The organism is Nonomuraea sp. NPDC050556 (genome assembly GCF_044457355.1).
GTDB lineage: Bacteria > Actinomycetota > Actinomycetes > Streptosporangiales > Streptosporangiaceae > Nonomuraea.
In genome coordinates, this window is the sequence record NZ_JBITGU010000005.1 from 124,259 (window position 1) to 137,068 (window position 12,810).

Sequence of the window (12,810 nt, forward strand, 5' to 3'; positions counted from 1 at the left end):
CGCGATCGGATAGCCCAGGAGCGCCGACTCGCCCTTGGATTCCCAGTGCCCTCAGGACGGGTTCTCCCACGCCATCCGAACGATCAGTACCTTGACCGACCGGCGGGTGCATTGCCGCCCCGGGCACCGCTTGTCAGTGAAGGTCCGCTTACGAGCCACGAGGGTACGGTGCACGGCCTGACGGAAGCAGCGACAGCCCGGCAACTACTGAGGACCGGCTACGGCCCTCCGGCGTAGGAAAACAAGATCGAAAGCTGCTGCTGCGCTCATCGTGGAGGCTCGCCGCGTCCAGCGGAACACCGACTCTTTCGAGGCGTCAGGCGGTGGTGTCGGGGAGTGCCGCCGGAATTACGGCTGTTCCATCGGGTGGCCTCAGCTGGACGAGAGTGACGCGCCGGGAGCACGTCACGCACGCGTGCAGCCGTCCGGACCTGCCGCGTCTGCGCGAATCACCGCAGCCGAAACGCAGCACCGGCACCCGCCGCGACTTGACCGGCACCACATCGGCAATCAGCCTGGGAGCATCTCGACTGGACCCACAGGGGGTGTCGTTCCAGTGCCCAGTGGCCCGGCTCCACATTTCGTCGGCCGAGAGCGGGAACTCGGCGAGATGCTCGAGGCCCTCGACCGGGCCCGGCTGGCCGTACCTGGTCTGATCCTCGTCGACGGGCCGCAGGGGATCGGGAAGACTGCCCTGGCGAACCACTTCGTCGCCCGGGCGGGCGAGGGCCTCAAGGTGCTGCGGGCCAGCGGCGACGAGGCGGAGATGACCCTCCCGTACGGCGTGCTGGAACAGCTCACGGGCATCGCGGCGAGCCGCGTCGAGCCGCTGGCGATGGGCTCGACCGTCCTCGATCTCCTCGGTGATCTCCAGGAACTCGGACCCGTCGTCCTGGTGGTCGACGACGTTCAGTGGGTGGACAGGCTCTCTCTTCAGGCGCTCACTTTCGTCCTGCGGCGGCTGCGCAGGGACAAGGTGCTCACCGTCCTGACGACACGCGACGCGGACAGCCCGTGGCTGCCGGAGAGCCTGCGCCGGGTGCTGCACGACTCGGGCGTCTGCAGGCTCACCCTGGACGGTTTCGGCAACGGTGAACTCGATTGCCTGTGCGGCCTGCTCGGGCTGGCGCGGCCGCGTCCCGTCGCCGCGGAGCGTCTACTGGCGCACACGCGTGGTAATCCCCTGCACACCCTCGCGCTCCTGGAGGAGTTGCCCGTGCAGGCGATCAACAACATGGGGTCGTCGCTACCAGCCCCTCGTTCCTACGCGTTGCTGACCCTCGGACAGCTCGCCAGGTGCGGCGAACCCGTCCGCCTGCTGGTCCAGGCGGTCAGCGTGCTGGGGATGTCCACGTCCTTACGGAACGCGGCCGCCCTGGCGGAGGTCGCCGATCCGCTGGCGGCCTTCGACGAGGCGGCGGCGGCCGGACTGCTCGAGCTGCAGCCGGGTCAGACGAGCAGTCTGCTGATCGGGTTCCCGCACCCGCTCGTGCGCGCCACGGTCTACGACGATCTCGGTGCGGGCAGGCGGGTCCTGCTGCACTTGCGCGCCGCGGAGCTGGTCACGAGCGCCCATCACCGGCTCGTCCACCGGGTAGCCGCGGCTGTGGGCCCCGACCCGCAGCTGGCGGCGGAACTGACCGAGTACGCCAGGGCAGAGGCGACCAACGACCTGTGGAGCGGCGCGGCCGACCATCTGCTCCAGGCCGCGTATCTCAGTGACACCCCTGCCGTCAGGGGACGGTTGCTGGCCGAGACGCTGGGCGCCTTCCTCCTCGACGGCCGTATCGACGAGGCCAAGCGGGTCAACGACCTCATTCCCGCTGACGCGGAACCGGCGATCCGCTCCTATGCCGCCGGACATCTGGCGGCCGTGGCCGGGCAGGTCGCCGAGGGAGAGTCCCTGCTCACCGAGGCGTGGGCCGGGCTGGATCCCGCAGCACACCCCGTCATCGCCTGGCGTACGGCGCAGCAACTGGCCATGCTCAGCCTGATGCAGGCGCGCGGGCGCGACAGCGCGGAATGGGCCGGGCGCGCCCTCGGCATCGCGGCCGACCGGCCGGCCACCGACCTGACCGACTTCACCCGGCTCACCGCCCTGTGCGTCTGCGGCGCGCCCGACGAAGCGCTGGCGACGACCGGTAACGGCCTCGACTATCTCCTGGGCCGCGGGCTCGTCCGCACCTGCGTGGACGATCTGGCCGGAGCGCTGGAGGATCTGCGCGGCGTGGTGAACGCCTGCCGCAACCAGTCGATCCCGTTCCAGGTCCTGGCCACCGCCATCCTCGGGCAGGCCGAGTTCCGCGCGGGGCAGTGGGACGACGCCCTCCTCCACACCGGCATAGCCGCCTCGCTCGCCGACGACGCGGAGCAGGCATGGATCGCCCCGATCTGCCACGCCCTCGCCGCGCTCGTCCCCGCCGCGCGCGGCGACTGGGATCAGGCGGAGGAGCACCTGCTCGCCGGGCAGAAGCAACTGGCTCACGGCGGCGGCGTCGCGGCCCGGACGCATCTGGCCTATTCCAGGGCGGAACTGGCGGCGGCTCAGTCCGACCACCATGGCGTCCTCGCGGCGCTGCAGCCGCTGCTGGAGTTCGCGCTCCACGACATCGTGCACGAGCCGGGCGTCGTCATCTGGCACGACCTGCTGGCCGACGCCCTCATCGCGCTCGGCGCCTGCGACAGGGCTCAGGTAGTGCTGGATCGCCAGCAAAGCTTGGCTGCTGCGCGCAACCGCGTGTCCGTTCTGACCGTCGTCGCCCGAAGTTCGGGGAACCTGCATGCGGCCAGGCACCGGTCCAGTGCTGCCGAGAGCGCCTTCCTCGCGGGCATGGATCACTCGGCGCGGGTCGAGGCTCCCTTCGTCAGAGCCAAGCTCTGCCTGCATTATGGAGCGTTCCTCAGGCGGACCGGCCGGCGTGCGGCTGCCGTGGTGCAGTTGCGCGCCGCGCAGGCGATTCTGACCGGCCTGCGGGCCGTGCCGTACCTGAATCGTTGCGAGCAGGAGCTCAGCGCGGCCGGCCAGCCGTCAGGACAGCGGCGCGACCCCCGCCTCGGCGCCCTGACGCCGCAGGAGCTCGCCGTCACCCAGCTCGTCATCAAGGGCATGACCAACCGGCAGGTGGCCACCAAGCTGGTGCTCAGCGTGAAGACCATCGAGTACCACCTCGGCAACGCCTACGCCAAGCTCGACGTCACCTCCAGAACCGGGCTCACCGCCAAGCTGGCCGAGATGAGGCTGGAGTCCGTGCGATCAGGACCGTGAGGTCACGCCAGGATCGTCATGCCGGCCGGCGGCAGGTCGATCGACACGCAGGCTCGCCCGTCGCGCCAGGTCACCTGCGCCCGCTCACCGGTCGGCCCGGGGAACTCCTTCCAGTCGCCCCGGTAGAGCACCGTCATCGTCGAGCCGTCGGGATGGAAGGGCGCGTGGACGGTGACCGTCGCCCGCTGCGGGCGGTCGCCGCTGGTGTTGAGCGCGATCAGCACTTCCCTGTCGTGCAGGAGCCGTGACCACGCGGTGAGTTCGCCCGCCCGCGGGAGCCTGAAGCCGCCTTCGTAGTCCCCTTCGCGCAGGTACATGCGGCCGCGTCGCAGGGCGAGCCCTACCTGGTCGCGCCGGTTGCGCAACGCGGCGACGGCGGCGATGCGCCGGTAGGCGGGGTGCTGGGGGTCGAAGAAGTGGCAGCCTTCGGTCTCGAAGGCGCCGAAGGTGCCGCCGAACATGCTCTCCCTGATGTAGCGGTCTCCCCCGATTCCCGGGTCGTATGGCTCCTCGTCGCCGTCGAACGCCTGCTCGGTGCCGTAGTAGACGCAGGGGATCCCCAGGGTGGTGAGCTGCGTCCCGACAGCGTGCGCGACCTGCTCCGGGTTGGGGTTCCCCGCGCAGAACCGTCGCTTCGGAGCGCCGATCATGTCGTGGTCGTCGAGGATCGACACGTGGTAGCGGCCGGTCTCCCGGTGGCTGCCCAGGGCGTGCCGCCCGTGGAACTGGTCGAAGAAGGCGTTCGGCGCGACGAACCCCTTGACTGTTCCGGCGAGCAGGCGGGCCGGCTCGCCGATGTCGAGCACGGCGTCGATGTTGCGTCCGAAGACGTCGAGGTAGTCGCGCTCCATGGCCGCTCCCCCGGTGACCTCGCCGAGCAGCAGGAAGTTCCCCTTGCCAATGGACTCGGCGTACTCGCGGACAGCGCCGCAGAAGTTGCGTGATGCCTCCCAGGAGACGTGCTTGACGGTGTCGATGCGGAAACCGTCGCAGTCGCTCAGCGCGATCCAGTACTTGTAGACGTCGATGACGGCGGACAGGGTGTCGCCGCGGTCGAGCGCGAGGTCCTTCAGCGCGTAGAAGTCGCCCCGCCTGAACTCGTTGTCGGGGTGCAACGGCTGCTCCCACGGCTCGGGGTCCCAGCGGCCGATGCGCCCGGCGCGGGTGTACCTGCCCATACGCTGGAACTCGACCGGCCAGACGCCGTCGTCGCGCGATCCGATGGCCGGGATGCTCTGCCCGGTGCCCGAGCGCCAGCCGTACACGGGATGGGGTGGTTGGAAGCGATAGGGCAGCTCGCTGACCGGCGCGCCGGCGTCGTCGTAGAACCAGTTGTCGCCGGTGTGGTTGTAGATCACATCCAGCAGGACGTACATCTGGCGTTCATGGGCGGCGTCGACGAGGTCACGCAGGTCCTGGCTGGTGCCGAAGCGCGGGTCGACGTCCAGGAAGTCCTGGATCGCGTACCCGTGGTAGGTCTCCATGTCGGGGCGCTGCCGCCAGACCGGGCCCAGCCACAGCGCGGTGATCCCCAGCTCGCGCAGGTAGTCGAGCCTGCCGCGGACGCCGTTCAGCGTGCCGCCCTGGAACCGGTTGCCCGCCTCCATCCACGCACGGCGGTCGGGCGCGCGCCGGGGATTCTCCGGGTCGTACGGCGGGCGTTGCGTGTCCTGGCCGTCGCTGAACCGGTCGGGGAGCAGGAAGTACAGGATCTGGTCGCGCCAGGTGACCGGGCTCGGATGCACCGGGCCGCGCGGTGCCAGGTCGAGGTTGGCCAGGGAGGCCGGTGCCGGGTCCGTCATGAGCCTCACCTTTCTAGGGTTCTGCTGGTTCGAGCAGCCGCAGGAGGTCCAGCCAGCCGTGGAACGGGACTGGCGTGGGATCGCCCTCGGTGGTCACTTCGCCGTGCATTCCGTCGGTTGTGTAGTAGATGTCCACTACGTAGCGCACCTCTCGAACGTAGGCCGCAGCCCGTGCGCCACACCCCAGGGTTCAGCTAGGGGATGTCCCCAGGTGTCCGATTTCTACGTGCGTTTGACGGTCACTCTTCTGGACCGTCAACCGTCTTGGCCCCCACCTTCCACCGACCCGCTCACTGTCACGAGTGTGGACGGCTCCCCAGAGGGGGTGGACTCGAAGGTGCCCACGACTCTTCCAGTTCCAGCGGGTGGAGTTTCCCGGCCTGGGCGAGGTCAGAGGGGTGGGAGGGGGAGGTCGGCGGCGTCGAACGCGAACGAGTGCCTGGCCGTGCTCAGCCTGCGGCCCTGACCGTCCGCCGCCTCGGGCAGGATCGTCGCGGGGAGGGTGTAGCCCCTGGGGTTGGCGCCCCAGCGCGGCCAGTCGTGCACGTATCTCAGGGTGTCGATCAGCCCTTGGCCCTGCCCCGGATGCGTCAGCAGGTGTGCGATCAGTGCCTCCTCAGCCGCGTCCGTCCAGGTGTCCGGGGCGCCCGCGAAGAGGGTGGCGTTCTCCTTGGCCGCGTTGTCGTAGATCGCGCGCAGGACAGGACCTGCGCGGCCGATGCGCCGGGTGGGCTGCGGTTCGCTCGCGGGGCCGCCGGCCACGATGTTGGCCGGTGCGCTGATGTGCCAGCGGTAGACCAGCGCCATGCCGCGCTCTGAGGTGATCACGTCCTTGATGCGGGCCGGCCGTGCGCCCTGTGGATCGGGGACCGTCCAGGTGGGCTGGTCGGCAGGGCCGTCCCAGGGAGTCTCGCCGATGTCGCGGATCCGCAGCCGCGCCATGTGCCACATCCTGCGGCGGAAGCCCTCCACCGTGCGCGCGGCCATCTGGAAGCGGTAGAACCAGTGCCAGCTGCGGAAGGCGTCGAACTCCCCCACCACCTGCCGCAGCACCCGCATCGACCCGTCCTCCTGCGCAACCGTGGGGCGGGAGACGTACTTGCGCTGGTTGGCGTAGAACAGGTCCCGCCCGTTCTCACCCCACTCGCCTGCCACCCCGATGCCGAACCGGCCGACGGCCTGGTCGAACGCGTCCCGGTCGACGGCCTTCAGGTAGCTGAGGAAGGCCCACAGCTCACCGTCCGCCACGGGGGATCCGTCGAGGGGATCGCTCGCCGGTCCTGCCGTCCAGTGGCACGGGCCCAGCGAGATGAACGCTCTGTCGAAGGCGTTGAGCACGTCGAAGTAGCCGTAGGCCTCGACCTCGGCCACCGCGCGCACCACCAGGTAGGTGCTGAGGCTGCCGCGGTCGCCCGCGTCCATGAGCCGCTGCAGGGACGGCGCGAACGGCCCGCCGGGCAGCAGGTGCTCGGGCAGCATCTCCGCCTCGGGCCGCCAGGTGTGACCGGCGTTGGGCGTCGCCCGCGGGCCGCCCCAGACCTCCAGGTACCGGGCCCAGTCGCCGGTGACGTCCAGCTCGGGATGGGCGGGGGCGGCGGGCGGGCGGTTCTGGCGCTGCCAGGTGCGCGTCAGGTCGCGGACGTAGAAGCGCGGCGCGTTCGAGGGCACGTCCTTGTGCCCCCAGACGTTGTCCCCGGACGGGTGGATGCGGTCGGGCTGTCCCTGCTTCATCTGCCACGCCTCGACCACGATCGGGCAGCGCCGTCGCTGATCCTTCCACCTGCGCAGGACGAAGCGGGTCCACGGGTTGACGACGCCGGTGATCGCCTCGGTGTAGCGCTCGTAGAAGTGGGCGGGCACCGCGACGAGCCGGTCCGACCAGCGGACCAGATCCACCTGGACGCCCGAGGCGTGCGCGGCTGCCACCGTGTCCTCGGCGCCGCGGGTCACGGTCAGCTCGCCCGCTGCCGCGATGCCGGTGACGTCGAGGACCTCCGCGTCGACGCGCACGCGGAACGGCGGCGGGGGGAACGCGGTGGCCGGGCCGGCCTTGATGGTGCCGCTCGCCGCCGTGGCCGCCTCGATGAGGGTCGCGGAGTCCGGCAGGCGCTGGGTGGCCGAGTCGGGCAGCGAGGCGTACCGCTGGAACTCCTGCACCGCCCACCGCGTCCGCCTGGTGAAGGTCGTGTCGTCGGCCGGGGCGAGGAGGATGCCCAGCTCGCGCAGATCCCGGTGCAGGTCGCGGACGTGCGTGGCGCTCGCCACGTCGGGGCGGTCCTGCCCGCCGTACCGCGCGACGACGCCGGGAAGCGGGTCCCGGTCGCCGTCCTGCAGGTCGAGCTCGCCGTACAGGCCCGAGGTCGGCCGGATGAGTACGGCGAGCAGCCACGTGAGCACCTGGTCGAGGTCTTCCAGCATGCCCCGACGGTAGGCACGAGCGCGCGCCCCTTGCCTCAGGGAGCGCACTAGGGAAACCTCGGGACCGTGAGCGTGCAGCTGGTGGCGGGTTCGCCTGCCGAGGTACGAGACCTGTACGAGTGGCTGCGCCAGGAGCCCGGGCTGCGTCCTGCACTCCGCCTGGTCGAGAACCCACCTCCCGATGGCTCGATGGGGCCCGTCGCCGAGGCGGTGAGCGTGATCTCCGACGCGCCGGAGGTGGTGGCCGCCCTGGCGAGCGTGGTGATCGCCTGGCTGCGCTATCGCAGGGGCGACGTGAAGATCACCGTGAAGCGGCCGGACGGCGGGCCGGAGGTGGAGCTGAGCGCCACCCGGGTCAGGACACTGAGCGGGGAGCAGACACTCGCCTTGACGAGGCAGCTGGAGACGGCCCTACGTCCGCCGGAGCCGGAGGAGCACCAAGGCTAGGGCTATCCCTAGGTGGTTCACCGAGGCCTCAGGGACGGTCCTGGCCATAGCATTCGAGGCCCCGCGGCGCCCTCAGGAGGCCTTAACATGACCGTCCGGCTGGAGAACCTGACGTCTCGCCTGGTGACCCTGATGTTGAACAGCGGAGCCGTGGTCCACCTTCCGCCGGGCCACTGTTTCGAGCCGGAATCGGTCGAGATCGAAGCGAACCCCCAGGTTCAACGGCTCTGTGACGCGACGGTGATCGCGGTGACCCGGCCGGAGGCCGAGGCCGCAGACGCCGAACCTGCTGACGAGCACGAAGCGGAAGCAGACCGGCAGGCCAAACCTCGCCGGGGCCGCCGCCAGCCGGCGCCCGACAACGAGCAGTAGAGGTGGAACAACGATGGCCAACGTCTCCTACCCCGGCGTCTATGTGGACGAGGTGTCGAGCGGTGTCAGGCCGATCGCCGCCGCGGGCACGTCCACCGCTGCCTTCCTGGGACAGGCCCAGAAGGGCAGCCTGACCGAGGCCGTCAAGATCTTCAATTTCACCGAGTACCAGAGGCTCTACGGCGACTTCCTGAGCGGTTCGTTCCTCACCCACGCGGTGTTCCAGTTCTTCAACAACGGCGGTTCCCAGTGCTACATCGTGCGGGTGACCGGCGCCAACAGCACGCCGGCCAACATCGTGTTGAGGGACCGCGGCACCACCGCGCAACCAAGCCTGACGGTCGAGGCGAGCTCGCCCGGCGCCTGGGGCAATTCGCTGGCGCTGATAGTGGCCGACGGCACGACCGACGCCGCGAACGAGTTCAACCTCAGCGTGCTTCGGCAGGACCAGCCCACCCCGGTGGAGACCTTTGCCAACGTCAGCATGGTGCCGGGCGCCCCGAACTTCGTGGAGACAGTGACCGCGTCATCGGCCTACATCCGGGTCACCGTGAGCCAGAGCAACACCAACGTGCAGGCTGGCACCAGCCGCGGTGCGACGGCTCCGCTGCCGCTCACGGGCCTGCCGCGGACCCTGTTCGCCGTCAACGTCAACGGTGACGGGTACCAGGAGGTGAACCTCCAGTCGGCCGTCGGCGGCGGCGCCGGCCAGGTGACCGACCTCGGTACGGCGGCGAACCTGGCGGGAGCGATTCAATTCACCGTACGGGCCCTGACGAGGCTGCGCTCTTCGACCAATGCCTCGGCTTTCGCCGGGTTTACCTGCGTGGTGGACGGTGGTGTCCTGCTGCTGCGCTCCGGTTTCGCCGCCCCCGGGTCGTCGGTGTGGGTTGCCGACTCGACGAACGCCGGCGAGAACGCCACCGGACTGCTGCGCCTCGGCAAGGCCAACGGTGGAGTCGAGACGGTCGGCGCCGCCGTGACTCGCCCGCGGGCCAACCCCTCCGGCATTTTGTATCTCGTGGGTGACAACACGGCCCCGACCCCGGATGTGGCATCCGTCCGAGCCGGTTCAGACGGTGACCCCGTCACCAGCGACGTGCCCTACATCAATGCCTTCCAGCGCCTCAACGGCCTGGACGACGTGAACCTGATCGCGGTGCCCGGTGTCGGATCCCCCGTCCTGGTCGGAGAGGGCGTGAACTACTGCGCAAGACGTCCCCTATCGGACTGCTTCTTCATCGGGGACATGAGCCAGGACACCGACACAGTGCCAGGGGCGGAAGCGTTCATGGCACTGATCAGCCCGAAGAACTCCTACGGCGCGGTCTATCTGCCGTGGATAAAGATGATCGCCCCCGGCGGCCCGTCTGGCGAGCCCGTCCTGGTACCCCCGTCCGGCTATGTGGCGGGCGTGTACGCCCGCAGCGACTCCCAGCGCGGCGCGTGGCGGGCGCCGGCTGGGACGAGCCTCGCCCTCGGCGGGGCGATCGGGCTGGCGGTGAACCTTACAGATACGCAGCAGGGGAACCTCAATCCGAAGAACATCAACGTGGTGCGGAGCTTCGCCTCCTCCGGGGTCGTCCTGTGGGGCGCTCGGACGATCTCCTCCGACGCGGAGTACAACTATGTGCCCGTCCGGCGGATGGCGATCTTCCTTCGGGTGAGCATCTACCGGGGCCTCCAGTGGGCGGTGTTCGAACCAAACGACGAGCCGTTATGGGGACAGATCCGCCTCAACATCCGCTCGTTCATGACGACCCTGTTCCGCCGCGGCGCGTTCCAAGGCACGACGGCCGCGCAGGCGTTCTTCGTCAAGTGCGACGGCGAGACGACCACGCAGGACGACATCAACCTCGGCATCGTCAACGTGCTGGTCGGATTCGCACCGTTGCGCCCGGCGGAGTACGTGGTCGTCCGGATCAGCCAGCAGGCCGGGCAGTCCGTCTGAGGAGGGAGTACGCGGCATGGCCAGGTTCACGGTCAACTCGGAACGGTTCGACCCGTACCACAACTTCAAATTCAAGATCAAATGGGACGGCCAGTATGTCGCCGGGCTGAGCAAGTGCAGCGCACTCAAGAAGACCACCGAGGTCACCACCTGGTACGAGGCCAACGACCAGAGCGTCCCGCACAAGATCCCTGGCAAGACGACCTACGATCCCATCACCCTGTCGGCCGGGGTCACCCACGACGGCACGTTCGAGAACTGGGCCAACAAGGTCAACAACTTCCAGGGCGAGGCGGACATGTCACTCAGGTCCTTCCGCAAGGACATCACCCTCGAGGTGTGCAACCTGCAGGGCAAGACCGTGCTGGTCTACAACGTGTTCCGATGCTGGGTGTCGGAGTACACCGCGCTTCCGGAGCTGGACGCCGCGGGCAACGCCGTGATGATCCAGGTGCTCAAGCTCGAGAACGAGGGCTGGGAACGGGACGCCTCGGTCACCGAGCCGACGGAGAGCTGACGGTGATGACGATATCGGGGCAGGTCACCGTGCTGCCCGGCGGCTACGCGGACGGCCGCGGGCGGATCCACCGCGAGGCGGAGGTCATCGCCATGACCGGCCGCGACGAGGAGCTGCTCGCGGACGGAAGCGGCAGCGCGGTCCTGGTGACCGCGCTGCTGAGCCGCTGCGTCCGGCGGATCGGCACCATCACCCCGGTCACCCCGGAGGTGGCACGCGGCCTGCTGGTCGCCGACCGGCAGTTCCTGCTGCTGAAAGTGCGTGAGGCCACGTTCGGCACAGCGGTGAGGTCCAGCATCGCCTGCCCCCGGCCGGAGTGCGGGAGGCGGATCGACGTCGAGTTCGACACCGCAGACATCCCCGTCGTCGAGTCAGCGGACAAAGGCCCCCAATTCCCGATGACCCTGGACACGCAGGACGGCCTGCGGGCCGACGGGGGGACGCATCGCGAGCTCGTGTTCAGACTGCCCCACGGGGGTGACCAGGAGGCACTTTCAGCCGTGCTGCAGAAGAACGACGCCGCGGCACTGACCGCCCTGCTGGAGAGATGCATTCTCCGGATCGGCCCGTTCGAACCGGCGCCGCCGGAACTCGTCGCACGACTGTCACCGCGGGCGCGGCTTGCCGTCGAGCGGCGCATGGCCGAACTCGCGCCTCAGCTGGACCTCACGATGGAGTCCACCTGTCCGGAATGCGGCCACGGCTACAGCGTGCCGTTCGAGATCCAGAGCTTCCTGTTCGGCGAGCTGCGGGTGAATGCGGGCCTGCTGCGCGGCGAGCTCCACTACCTCGCCTACCACTACCACTGGAGCGAACAAGAGATCATGGATATGCCGCGGGAGCGGAGGCGCCGGTACGTGGCCATGCTCACCGACGAGATCGAGCGGTCCCATGCAGACCTCTGACCCGCCGCCCTACCCGGGGCCCCTCTTCCTGGCGCTCCTCGACGGCGCCACGCCCTTCCGGTACCGGGACACGGTCCGATCCCTGCTCGGCGTCCTCGGAACCGCCGCCAATTCACCGCCTCCCGAGGTCCACGAGCTGGAGTTCGAGCGTCTAGTGGAGACCCGTCTCGGCGCACCCCGGAGCGAGGCACGGGAGGTTCCGCTCCCTTCTGCCCCGCAATCAGCATCGGCAGCCGGAGACCCTGCTCGTCTGTCCGTCCAGGACGGACCGCGAGCGCCGGTGGTCACCGTGCCCTACTCGTTCCAGCAAGCCACCTCACCCGCTTCCGGTTTCGAACCAACAGGACCGCTTGTCCCCGGTGCTCCCGGCCCCGAACTGCGCCCATACGACCACTCTGAGAACGCCTGCCCGGAGGCTCCCCTCGGGCGTCCCGAGGTGGGCGCGCAGGCAACGAGGCCCGCTGTGACGCCGGTCGAGCTGGTGGCGCCGAACCTTACGCAGGAGTCTCACGGGCAAGCGCCCACCATCCCTGAGGAAGAGCCCACCGCCCCCGCATCACCGCCCGCGCAGGATCCTCCGCGACCGGCCACGGTGTCGAGTGCCCCTGCGGCTCCGGTCCCCTCGGAATCGGGGCTTCTCCGCGGTTCCCGGGCAACCGCCCCCACGCCCCAGGTCCTGCCGGTCGCTCCCGCGCCGCCGGAGGCCCCGAAACAGGGCACATGGTCGGCTTCTCCTGCGTCACCCAGCGCGCCGGTGTCGTTCATGGTGTCCGCAACCGTGGTCGTGCCGCCTTGGGAATCGCGCCCACCGGCAGTCGAGCCGCCGCGGGAGTCGCTTGCGCCTGCGGCCGTCCCGCTCCGGCAATCGCGTATCGCGCAGGCGGCGCCATCCCCGGCCATCGCGGAACCAATACCGGCGGTGGCGCTGCCGGTGGCGTCCGCGCTCCAGATGGTGCCGCAGGCGGATCTGCGAGCGACACCCGGTGTGGACCAGCTCCGGCGCACGGTGACCATCCTTGCGGAGAAGGTCGAGGGCATGGCGGCCACGCCGTGGGCGGAGTTGACCCGTCCGCCGGAGACCGTCACACCGGTGGCACCCGCCGCGCCGCGGCCCGCGCCGCCTCCGGATCGGG

The 12,810-nt window shown here is 69.7% G+C and carries 9 protein-coding genes; 6 read left to right on the forward strand and 3 right to left on the reverse strand.

Going from position 1 to position 12,810, the window contains the following annotated elements:
- The first annotated feature begins 556 nt into the window (after window positions 1–556).
- Entirely contained in the window at window positions 557–3,265 is a 2,709-nt protein-coding gene (locus ACIBG8_RS42880; RefSeq protein WP_397349000.1) for an AAA family ATPase, read from the forward strand.
- Window positions 3,266–3,267: 2 nt separating this feature from the next.
- Here the strand turns inward: ACIBG8_RS42880 and ACIBG8_RS42885 are convergent, their stop codons facing one another.
- The 3 genes from ACIBG8_RS42885 to ACIBG8_RS42895 form a co-directional block, all read right to left on the reverse strand.
- On the reverse strand, window positions 3,268–5,067 hold the full coding sequence (locus ACIBG8_RS42885) for an alpha-amylase family glycosyl hydrolase (protein WP_397349001.1): 1,800 nt from the start codon (window positions 5,065–5,067) through the stop codon (window positions 3,268–3,270).
- A 13-nt stretch (window positions 5,068–5,080) separates the two neighbouring features.
- Window positions 5,081–5,215, reverse strand: coding sequence for a hypothetical protein (locus ACIBG8_RS42890; RefSeq protein ID WP_397349002.1), 135 nt, complete (start codon window positions 5,213–5,215; stop codon window positions 5,081–5,083).
- Window positions 5,216–5,457: 242 nt separating this feature from the next.
- Complete coding sequence (locus tag ACIBG8_RS42895) at window positions 5,458–7,485, reverse strand: peptidoglycan-binding protein (protein ID WP_397349003.1); 2,028 nt, start codon at window positions 7,483–7,485, stop codon at window positions 5,458–5,460.
- Window positions 7,486–7,551: 66 nt separating this feature from the next.
- Between ACIBG8_RS42895 and ACIBG8_RS42900 the strand changes: the two genes are divergently transcribed.
- The 5 genes from ACIBG8_RS42900 (at window position 7,552) to ACIBG8_RS42920 (ending at window position 11,677) form a co-directional block, all read left to right on the forward strand.
- Entirely contained in the window at window positions 7,552–7,932 is a 381-nt protein-coding gene (locus tag ACIBG8_RS42900; protein ID WP_397349004.1) for a hypothetical protein, read from the forward strand.
- An 87-nt stretch (window positions 7,933–8,019) separates the two neighbouring features.
- A complete protein-coding gene (locus ACIBG8_RS42905) occupies window positions 8,020–8,304 on the forward strand; it encodes a hypothetical protein (RefSeq protein WP_397349005.1) in 285 nt (94 codons plus the stop codon).
- A gap of 13 nt (window positions 8,305–8,317) precedes the next feature.
- Window positions 8,318–10,255 carry a phage tail sheath family protein gene (locus tag ACIBG8_RS42910; protein ID WP_397349006.1) on the forward strand — a complete coding sequence of 646 codons (1,938 nt, stop codon included), beginning with the start codon at window positions 8,318–8,320 and terminating at the stop codon, window positions 10,253–10,255.
- Window positions 10,256–10,271: 16 nt separating this feature from the next.
- Window positions 10,272–10,772 carry a phage tail protein gene (locus ACIBG8_RS42915; RefSeq protein ID WP_397349007.1) on the forward strand — a complete coding sequence of 167 codons (501 nt, stop codon included), beginning with the start codon at window positions 10,272–10,274 and terminating at the stop codon, window positions 10,770–10,772.
- Between the two features lie 2 nt (window positions 10,773–10,774).
- Entirely contained in the window at window positions 10,775–11,677 is a 903-nt protein-coding gene (locus tag ACIBG8_RS42920) for a hypothetical protein (protein ID WP_397349008.1), read from the forward strand.
- Window positions 11,678–12,810: the final 1,133 nt, after the last annotated feature.

Bases quoted from the DNA above. Each gene is read 5' to 3' on its own strand.
- ACIBG8_RS42895 (WP_397349003.1), bottom strand. From the start codon at position 7,485: ATGCTGGAAGACCTCGACCAGGTGCTCACGTGGCTGCTCGCCGTACTC.
- ACIBG8_RS42905 (WP_397349005.1), top strand. From the start codon at position 8,020: ATGACCGTCCGGCTGGAGAACCTGACGTCTCGCCTGGTGACCCTGATG.
- ACIBG8_RS42915 (WP_397349007.1), top strand. From the start codon at position 10,272: ATGGCCAGGTTCACGGTCAACTCGGAACGGTTCGACCCGTACCACAAC.
- ACIBG8_RS42885 (WP_397349001.1), bottom strand. From the start codon at position 5,067: ATGACGGACCCGGCACCGGCCTCCCTGGCCAACCTCGACCTGGCACCG.
- ACIBG8_RS42910 (WP_397349006.1), top strand. From the start codon at position 8,318: ATGGCCAACGTCTCCTACCCCGGCGTCTATGTGGACGAGGTGTCGAGC.